The 7,845-nt window shown below is 56.6% G+C and carries 7 protein-coding genes; all 7 read left to right on the top strand.

The features are described from left to right. Positions 1-209 precede the first annotated feature (209 nt). The 7 genes from AC0AP0_RS06510 to AC0AP0_RS06480 all read left to right on the top strand — a co-directional run bounded on the left by AC0AP0_RS06510 (position 210) and on the right by AC0AP0_RS06480 (position 7,419). On the top strand, positions 210-626 hold the full coding sequence (locus AC0AP0_RS06510) for a hypothetical protein (RefSeq protein ID WP_490429789.1): 417 nt from the start codon (positions 210-212) through the stop codon (positions 624-626). 170 nt (positions 627-796) lie between these two features. Continuing rightward, the gene (locus AC0AP0_RS06505; protein ID WP_490429787.1) at positions 797-1,165 is read left to right on the top strand and encodes a hypothetical protein; all 369 of its coding nucleotides are present in this window, start codon (positions 797-799) and stop codon (positions 1,163-1,165) included. Between the two features lie 149 nt (positions 1,166-1,314). Continuing rightward, positions 1,315-1,650 carry a hypothetical protein gene (locus tag AC0AP0_RS06500; RefSeq protein ID WP_490429786.1) on the top strand — a complete coding sequence of 112 codons (336 nt, stop codon included), beginning with the start codon at positions 1,315-1,317 and terminating at the stop codon, positions 1,648-1,650. 49 nt (positions 1,651-1,699) lie between these two features. Beyond that, on the top strand, positions 1,700-4,390 hold the full coding sequence (locus tag AC0AP0_RS06495; RefSeq protein WP_490429785.1) for a UvrD-helicase domain-containing protein: 2,691 nt from the start codon (positions 1,700-1,702) through the stop codon (positions 4,388-4,390). Positions 4,391-5,058: 668 nt separating this feature from the next. Further along, entirely contained in the window at positions 5,059-5,541 is a 483-nt protein-coding gene (locus AC0AP0_RS06490; protein ID WP_490429784.1) for a hypothetical protein, read from the top strand. Between the two features lie 99 nt (positions 5,542-5,640). Then, on the top strand, positions 5,641-6,036 hold the full coding sequence (locus tag AC0AP0_RS06485; RefSeq protein WP_490429782.1) for a hypothetical protein: 396 nt from the start codon (positions 5,641-5,643) through the stop codon (positions 6,034-6,036). Between the two features lie 321 nt (positions 6,037-6,357). Continuing rightward, a complete protein-coding gene (locus AC0AP0_RS06480) occupies positions 6,358-7,419 on the top strand; it encodes a replication protein RepA (protein ID WP_490429780.1) in 1,062 nt (353 codons plus the stop codon). The last annotated feature ends 426 nt before the right edge of the window (positions 7,420-7,845 follow it).

The raw sequence follows: 7,845 nt of genomic DNA, 5'->3' as shown, positions 1-7,845 counted from the left end.
CAAAAATGATGCTTTTTTGGCTCTCTTTGGCCGAGGTATTTGCCGAAAACCAGCAGATATTTTCTTAGTACGCGCGCGATAAGCGCGCACTAAGCGCGTGGTAAGCGCGTACTAAAGGAATTCGTATAGGGAGGTTTCTGATGACAAGACCATCACTGGGAAAAATGGGACTCCATGTCTGTCTACGGCCACGACTGAGGGATTACATCATGGATGAGGCCCGTGAGCGGGGTCTGGATGTGAGCCAGATAGTAGAGGACTACATCCTTGAAGACATAAGCAAGTTCGGTGTCGCTGAGGACACCGAGGAGGGAGGTTATGTGTACCGATACAGGGGACCAGTGGTTTTTGGTGAGTCCGTGGACGGGGCCGATGGCGTGGGCTCCGGAGTCGCTGATGATGGTGGAGCTGAGGGGCGTGGAGGCCTGGCTGGTGGTACGCGCCGCCAGGCGCGTCCATCTGCACGGGAGTGTGAGGGCAAGGCTAGGGCGCGTGGTCGGGCTCGTCGTAAGACGATGGAGCAGGCTGAAGCTGAGGCTAAAGTCCGGGAGTCTCTGGGACCTGACTGGGAGTACCACTGGCTCAAGAAGGGCCCTCGTGGACGCGGTGACGGAGCCGCTAAGTGAGCGGGACATCCAGCTGCGGGTGATATGGGCTCGTCGCCATCCGCGCGATAGGAGTCTGCATGTCTGGGTGGGGGTGCCTGGTGGGGTGCTTCCGTCTGAGGCCGCAGCGGCTGTCCGCTGGTGGGCGGACGGCCTTCTGGAAAAGCATTATGGAAAGGAGGTAGATAAGGATGCGCGACATTCGGATGCGTGATGTGTCTAGGGCCACGGGGTATGCGGTGGCTGATCTCGTGGTGGTGTTGGATGCTGTAGCCGCTCATGAGGGCCGTGATGGCTGGCAGTACCTCGATAAGACTGGTCTGTTCTGGTGCTGGGAGTCTGGCATAGAGCCTCGCACGGTAGCCAAATGGTATCTGAACTGGCCGGGGAACCCGAGGGCCGAGGTATCGGTAGTGGCTTTGGCGAGGCTGATGGACCGGATCTGTCCTAAGCACCGGTTCTATGATGGCATGCCGCACATGGAAGCGGATGAGCGTGATGGCGACCCTATCATCGTGAACGGCTCCGGAATCGTCCTCCTTCAAAAGGACGGGAGGTGACGGTCCTGATGGTGAATATAAGGAAGAGATTCAGTGAGTGGGCCGCGTTGGTAGGGTGCCCCGAGGCTGATTTGATGGACTACTGCATAAACGAATCTGGTGGGGATTGGGGTGTCAGGAAGTGGATGCCCAATGGAGAGCCGGGGCCCGTGATTGAAACCCGCGGGTTCCCGGACCCCGTGGAGTGGAACATCGCGCCGGGCGACTACTGGCTCACGTCCGGCGTGAGCGTGGATGAGACGGTGCGGCGGCTTCGCGAGGACATGACTGAGACCGGGTACGGCGACTTTTCTGACTCCGACTCCGACTCTGACCTGGTCAAGGACGCGAAAGCCTTGGGTATCAGGGTCAGGACTCTGGCCCGACTGGAGAAGCAGGGCCACTCGGCTGCTGATGTCCGGCGTGACCTGGGTAAGGCGTTGAGCCGCTATCGCCATATGAGCAGGGACGAAGCCGTTCAACGTTGGTATAAAGAAAGGGATTAATACCCATATACAAAAGGGGACACCTGGCGGCGTCCCCTGGGGGTTTCACATGATGGATATCAGTGTGGATACAAATAGAGCTTACTTGGCCGGTCTTGATGATGAGCAGTCGGCCGCGGTTTTGAGCCCGTCGAGGGACTTGGCGGTCACTGCTCCAGCGGGTGCTGGGAAAAGCACGACTATCGCGGCCCGTGCACGGAGCCTTGAGGATATGGGCGTTGACGGCAGTCGTCTCGTGTCGGTGTGTTTTGGCCATGACGCGGCCCAGTCCATCGGTGAGAAAATGCGGAAAGTCGGTGCTCATGGCAGGGCCATGACCATTCATCATCTGGCTCTCCGTCTTCTCAGGCGTGAGCGGGAGTCTTCGACCACTCTGCCCGCTCGTGTGGTCCTGTGTTCCCTGGATGGGACTGATGGCGACCATGCGACCAACGTCGAGCTGAGACAGGCTCTCGGGCGATGGGTCAAGACTGCTAAAGCGCGGTGGCCTGGTGATGGGCTGACCATCCGTCGTGCGAGGGAGGCCGTGGCCAGGATAGAGTCCGGCGGCACAGCCCAGGGCAAGGCCGAGGCCTATATATGGGCCCAATACGGTCAGTGGATGAGGAATCGGTCTCGTGATGAGGATGTCACGACGGACTATGGTTTTGCGGTTCTTAGGGCGGCTTCCTTGCTGTCGTCGGCTCCTGACGGAGCTGACTGGGTGCCCAGGGTCTCGGCTCTCATCGTGGATGAGGCTCAGGATGTGAGTGGTCCTCAGCGTCGTCTCTTGGAGGCTCTGCATCCTGAGTGGCTGTCTCTGGTAGGGGACGCTGACCAGGCCATTTATGGTTTTCAGGGCGGCGACCCCTCATGGCTGGTGACCGGTCATGACCGGATTCGACTGGTCACTGACTACCGGTCGACGGCTGCCATCGTGCGGGTCGCCGCAGCTGTGTCCGGCCATGTGATGAAGCCTGCTCCGGACGCTGACGAGGGCGACCCCGTCGTGCTGTACAGGGCTGATGATGAGGATGATGAGGACGCTTGGGTGGCTGACCAGGTTCGTGCTCTGCTGGCTGCCGGCATACCTCCCATCCCTGGTGATGAGTCCGGCATAGCCATCCTGACCAGGGAGGCTGAGCGTGGCCAGCGATTGGCGGATTACTTGGCGTCCCAGGGCCTGGGAGGCAAGGTGGAGGTCACTACCGTCCACAGTTTCAAGGGCCGTCAGGCCGAGGCTGTCCTGGTGGCTGGCCTGTCTGATGAGGTCTGGTGCAAGGATGATGAGGACGAGGCCCGCAGAGTCCTCTACGTAGCTGTCTCTCGCGCAAAACACCATCTCTACTTGAGCTACGCGGGGACGGAGACCATTACTCATCGGTCTAAAGCCGTCCATCCTCTTCGTCTTCTCAAGGGTCTCCCGGTGACTGATGTGACCGGTCATGACCGGTCACTGGTGCCGACCGTGACACCTGAGGTTGAGGCCGAGTTGACCAGCTTGTATGAGGCATTGGGAGACCGCAAGGCCCAGGCTGACCGTATCGCCGGGTTCTATCGTCTGTCTGGCGATGAGAGCAAGGCCCGAAGAATGGAGGGATGCGCCAGTCTGGCGGTCTTCGCCCACTCGGTCAGAACGGACCCGGAGACGATGGAGACTCTGGACCGTTGGGCTCTTGAGTCCGCGGATTACTGCCATGTGCGGCTGTGTCCCATGTGTCAGTGGCGGGTGAGTCGCGAGCAGTGGCTGCGGCTGTCGGCCATCCACTGGTGGGCTATGACAGTGAATCACCAAAGGTATCCGGAGGGTGACCCGCGTCGGTATCAGGATCCTCTCCTCGTGACGCTGACCATCCCCAATGTGAAAGCTGAGGACTTGGGCGCCGCCATCCGGCTACTGGGCAGGGCCTGGCACAGGATGAGCGTGGTACCGAGCTGGGACAAGGAGCACAGGACTCGTAGGTGGCGACTGTGGTCCAAGGTTCTCCCTGGCGAGTGGCGAACCATCGAGGTCACGTTCAACGCCGAGACTGGTCTGTATCACCCTCACATGCATGTGCTCATGCTGGCGACGGCAGCCTACGCCAGGCCGTTTCATCGGGATGACCCGAGCCGTGAGGGTGTTGACTGGGTTCGTCGTGATGATGGCAGGTTCGGTTCTCCCCACTATCTCTCGACCAGGGAGTGGGCTGAGATGTGGACGAAGAACGTGATGGCGGCCCAGGGTGTTCGTCAATCGTCCGACCTGGAGATTGAGGATGACCATGACGGCGGGCTCCTTGTCAGGACTCCACATGTGAACGGCGGGAATCTTCTGGTCGATGTTCGTAGGACTGACGCCGGTTCTGGCGACCTCAGCGAGGTTACCAAGTACGTGAGTAAGGACTTGGAGCTGTTCCCGCCGTCCATCTCCGATAGCGAGGGAGTGGAGCGTTTAGAGGTTCTGGACTCTGCTCTGGAGCGGGTTCATCTCATCGTGCAGAGAGGAGTGTATAAGACCATCTTGGACCGTGCATCGGCTGGCATGCTCAAGGATTGGCAGGCTGGTGACCCATCGTCGGCTGAGACGCTGGACATGGACGAACTGGTCAGCCGGTTCAGGGCGTCGCAGGGCATGACTGCCGCCTGGACAACCGACCGCCGGTCCTACGCGGGATGGACTGGCCAGGCATATACGGAACGGTATCGCAGGTCCGTCGATGATGAAGAGAATGAAGCCGACGATGACCCCTTTGATGATGACGATGATGAGGATTGGTGACTGGAAAAAGCGCCAGAAAAACTGTCCCAATCGTTGTCTCAAAAGTGCAGAAAAAAATCGCTGATAATGGCGTGTGGCCGCGCAGGGGCTTGAGAAATAGTCGTTTTTGCGCCCCGGGGGCCACCATGACAACATCCAGAAGGACAATTCTGGCTGGTCAGGTGAGGACAGTTCTCCAGAGGGTCATGTCCTGGCTCTCTCTGGTTCCGTGGCTGCGGCCACGGTGTCCTCATTCCGATAGCACGAGGTGCGTAGCACCCCGCTGTCGGCTAATCCGCTACCAGATTCGCTAGCCGTTGGTCACTGGATGGCCAACCAGGTTCGACTGGATGACATCTGCATCTCCCAGACGTCGTCACCTAGTGACGGTCATGGAAGGGGCGAGGCGCTAAGGAGGATAGTCTCCTCGTCTCACGGTCCCGTGAGCGGGCGACGCCGTGAGTGGGGTCTGTTGGGTGCCCACAATGGTGTGCAACCCTAGCGACACTGTCCCTCGGCCATAGTAATGCGCGCGGGGGCGGGCATGTGGCAGGTCTTTTTATTTTTTACGCTCTTAGCATAATCGGCCATCCAGTTTTGCAAGACTGTGATAAGCTGAGTAATTTTATTTTCAGGCCGACTGCCATCGGCCTGAATAATTGAACATCTACTAATGAAAGGTCAAAAAAATGTCAGCTAAAAAAGTTAACAAAAAATCAACCAAGGACTACGGTAGCACGACCAGTGCACTCCTCGATGACGCTCGTCGCACGGGTCGTCGTATCGCTGTGCGTTCTGATTACAGCGGAGTTCTCGTCGTGCCTCGCACGGTCAGCCCAGACGATAGCGTCATCGAGCTCGTCGTGACTGAAGCTGTCAAGCTTCCAAAGGGGTCGCCCTTTGGCCAGGAGCTTTTGGGCTTCGCTGTCAAGCGTGATGGTGAGCTTGTTCGAGGTACGCACTGTGGATTGGGTGTCCCCTTTACATCGTGCCTCGACTGCATGGTCAAGGCCTTCTGCACCTGGCTGGGCGAGGTGGATACCGCGCCCCATGCCTCGACGTCGAAGGCTATCATCCGTCCACTGGAGGCTCGTCAGTGGGAGACGATGGCGGTCGCTATCAGCCGGGAGTACCAGCTGCATCTCGCTCTACTGTCTCGCCTAGCTAGCTGACTGGTCGTGACCGGTCATCATCCCGTCACGTGACCGGTCACGCCTAGTACGCTGGTGACCATGACTGGTCACGATTTATCTTTTTCCGAGGCTCTTAAGATGGTCGATTGCTCCGAGTCGACCTTGCGCCGCAAGCTCAGAGAACATGGCTCGGAGTTGGGAGCTACTAAGCTAGCGAGGGGTTGGCGTATTCCGGTCGAGACGCTCGAGGCTCTGGGCGTGGTCTCGACCGTAACCGGTCAGGGCGATACCCCTTTGACTGGTCGTGACCGGTCACCTGACCGGTCACCCGATACTCAAGAGCTGGCCGAGCTACGTGATGAGGTCTCAAGGCTCAGGGTGGATAATGCTCAGCTTCGGGAGCATGTGAGTGGTCTGGAAGCTCTCCTCGAGGAGCGTGGTCGTGTAGTGGCCCTCCTGGAGGCTCGTCCTCGTCATTGGTGGCAGCGGATTAGGACTCGGCATGATGATGGTGCTGATGAGGGCACCAGGTAGTCCCTATTCTTTTTTTTTGTTTATTCCAATCGCAGTAAGTATAGGTATATAGGTATATAGGGAGAGTCTTCGGAGGCCTACTCCTATCTAGTGTTTGAGCATGTAGGCGTACCCAAGGCCCCCAAAAACGTACCCAAAGCCCCTCAAAACGTACCCAAAGCCCCCTCATGCATCCAAAGTACACGGGCTATTCGTACCTAAAGTACACGGACCTGTGTTAGAGTTTTTGTTGTACCTAAAGTACACACCCGTAGCGGTGAGTATGAAAAAGTCCCCGCGCTGGACCAACAGCCGGGGACATGGATAATGGATTGGATTATCATGAGCGATGATAGCGCGTCCAGCCTTGTTGTGCCCGAAGATGAGCCGTGGATGTCTCATGGCTTCATAAGCAGGTTAGCGACTCAAGTCAGTCTTCCTTATAGACGGCCAAAGCCTGGAGTATCAAGGATTGTTCGGTCAAATGGTTCTCTAACCGTATCGTTCTCAGCGTCTAATCCTGATGGTCTTCTTCCATATGGGAAATATCCGCGACTTTTTGAAATGTGGGCCTGCACGATGGTTAAGACTGGAAACTCGTGTTATGACCCTGAGTCGAGGACCATTCATTTAGGTACTACGTTTAGGGAGTTTCTGCGGACAATAGGTATTAATGTTGGCGGCCGTCAGCTTCATACCATAAAGCCTCAGCTGGAGCGTCTCTTCTCCTGTACGTATTCAATAAACAATAATGACTCCTCTCATTCGCAGGGCGTGGCCTTTACCGTTGCAGAAAAATGGCGGATTGATTGGCTGTCTCATGAGACCCAGGACCATGCTCTTTTTGAGAATTGGGTCAGGTTATCTGATGGGTATGTAGCCAAGCTAATGGAGAGTCCGGTTCCTGTGGACCTATCTGTCGTGGCGAAAATTCGAGGGCCTATGGCTCTGGATGTTTATTGGTGGCTATCACGTCGTTATTCTTATTTGCATTCTCGGCAATCCATTAAATGGTCTCAGCTCTATGAACAGTTTGGTACTGCGGCTTCGCCAAGGAAGTTCAAGCAGACCTTCAAACGGGCCGTGGCTGAGGTTGTTGCGGCCTATCCTGAGGCGAAAATCACTTGCGGCAAGGATTATGTGACTCTCTATCCGTCTGCCACGTCGGTTCCCACTACCTCTCAGGTTCGTCATGCGGAGCGTCTGGCCGCTAAGCCTCAGGGTGGTCATGATGATGGTCATTGGTTTGAGGTTGCGTATTCTGGCGGTCGTGGCCAGGTCTATGGAAGCCTTGATGTTTTTTCGACGGTACAGGCCCAGGCTCATCTGGCTGGTGATGGTCCCGTCGATGCGTGTCCCGTGTGCCGGTACGATGAGCGGAATCGGCCTCTTCATGGAGCGTGAGAATCGACTATCGTCAGGAAGCTACATTTAAGAGCCTTTCTGACGATAGTTTTTCTGGTCGTGGGGCGAAAAACGTCGTTTGAGTATGACGACTCTGTATGAAGCCTTTTTCGTCGTCAGAATCGCTCTCCGTGATTCTGGGAGGGGCCTTGGGTACGTCCGTGTTCTTGGGCATGTAGCCGATGTACGGTACAAACGCCAGTTTGTACCATTCGAGTTCATACTGAGCAAGCTTCGATGAAGCGAAGCGAGGTTATATAGCAGTTTCGATGTAGTAGTGAATATAGGCCCCTCTACGGGTTATAAAATGACCTCTTTCAAAGGTCGATTTTAATGCGCCAAAAACCATCAAAAATGATGCTTTTTTGGCTCTCTTTGGCCGAGGTATTTGCCGAAAACCAGCAGATATTTTCTTAGTACGCGCGC

It is taken from the genome of Bifidobacterium sp. POST2/T3 (B1), assembly GCF_058197115.1.
Note: the sequence above shows the minus strand (reverse complement) of the source record. Positions and strands in the feature narration are given on the sequence as shown.

Coding starts and splice junctions, on each gene's coding strand:
- AC0AP0_RS06510 (WP_490429789.1), top strand. CDS start 210: ATGGATGAGGCCCGTGAGCGGGGTCTGGATGTGAGCCAGATAGTAGAG.
- AC0AP0_RS06505 (WP_490429787.1), top strand. CDS start 797: ATGCGCGACATTCGGATGCGTGATGTGTCTAGGGCCACGGGGTATGCG.
- AC0AP0_RS06495 (WP_490429785.1), top strand. CDS start 1,700: ATGATGGATATCAGTGTGGATACAAATAGAGCTTACTTGGCCGGTCTT.
- AC0AP0_RS06490 (WP_490429784.1), top strand. CDS start 5,059: ATGTCAGCTAAAAAAGTTAACAAAAAATCAACCAAGGACTACGGTAGC.
- AC0AP0_RS06485 (WP_490429782.1), top strand. CDS start 5,641: ATGGTCGATTGCTCCGAGTCGACCTTGCGCCGCAAGCTCAGAGAACAT.
- AC0AP0_RS06480 (WP_490429780.1), top strand. CDS start 6,358: ATGAGCGATGATAGCGCGTCCAGCCTTGTTGTGCCCGAAGATGAGCCG.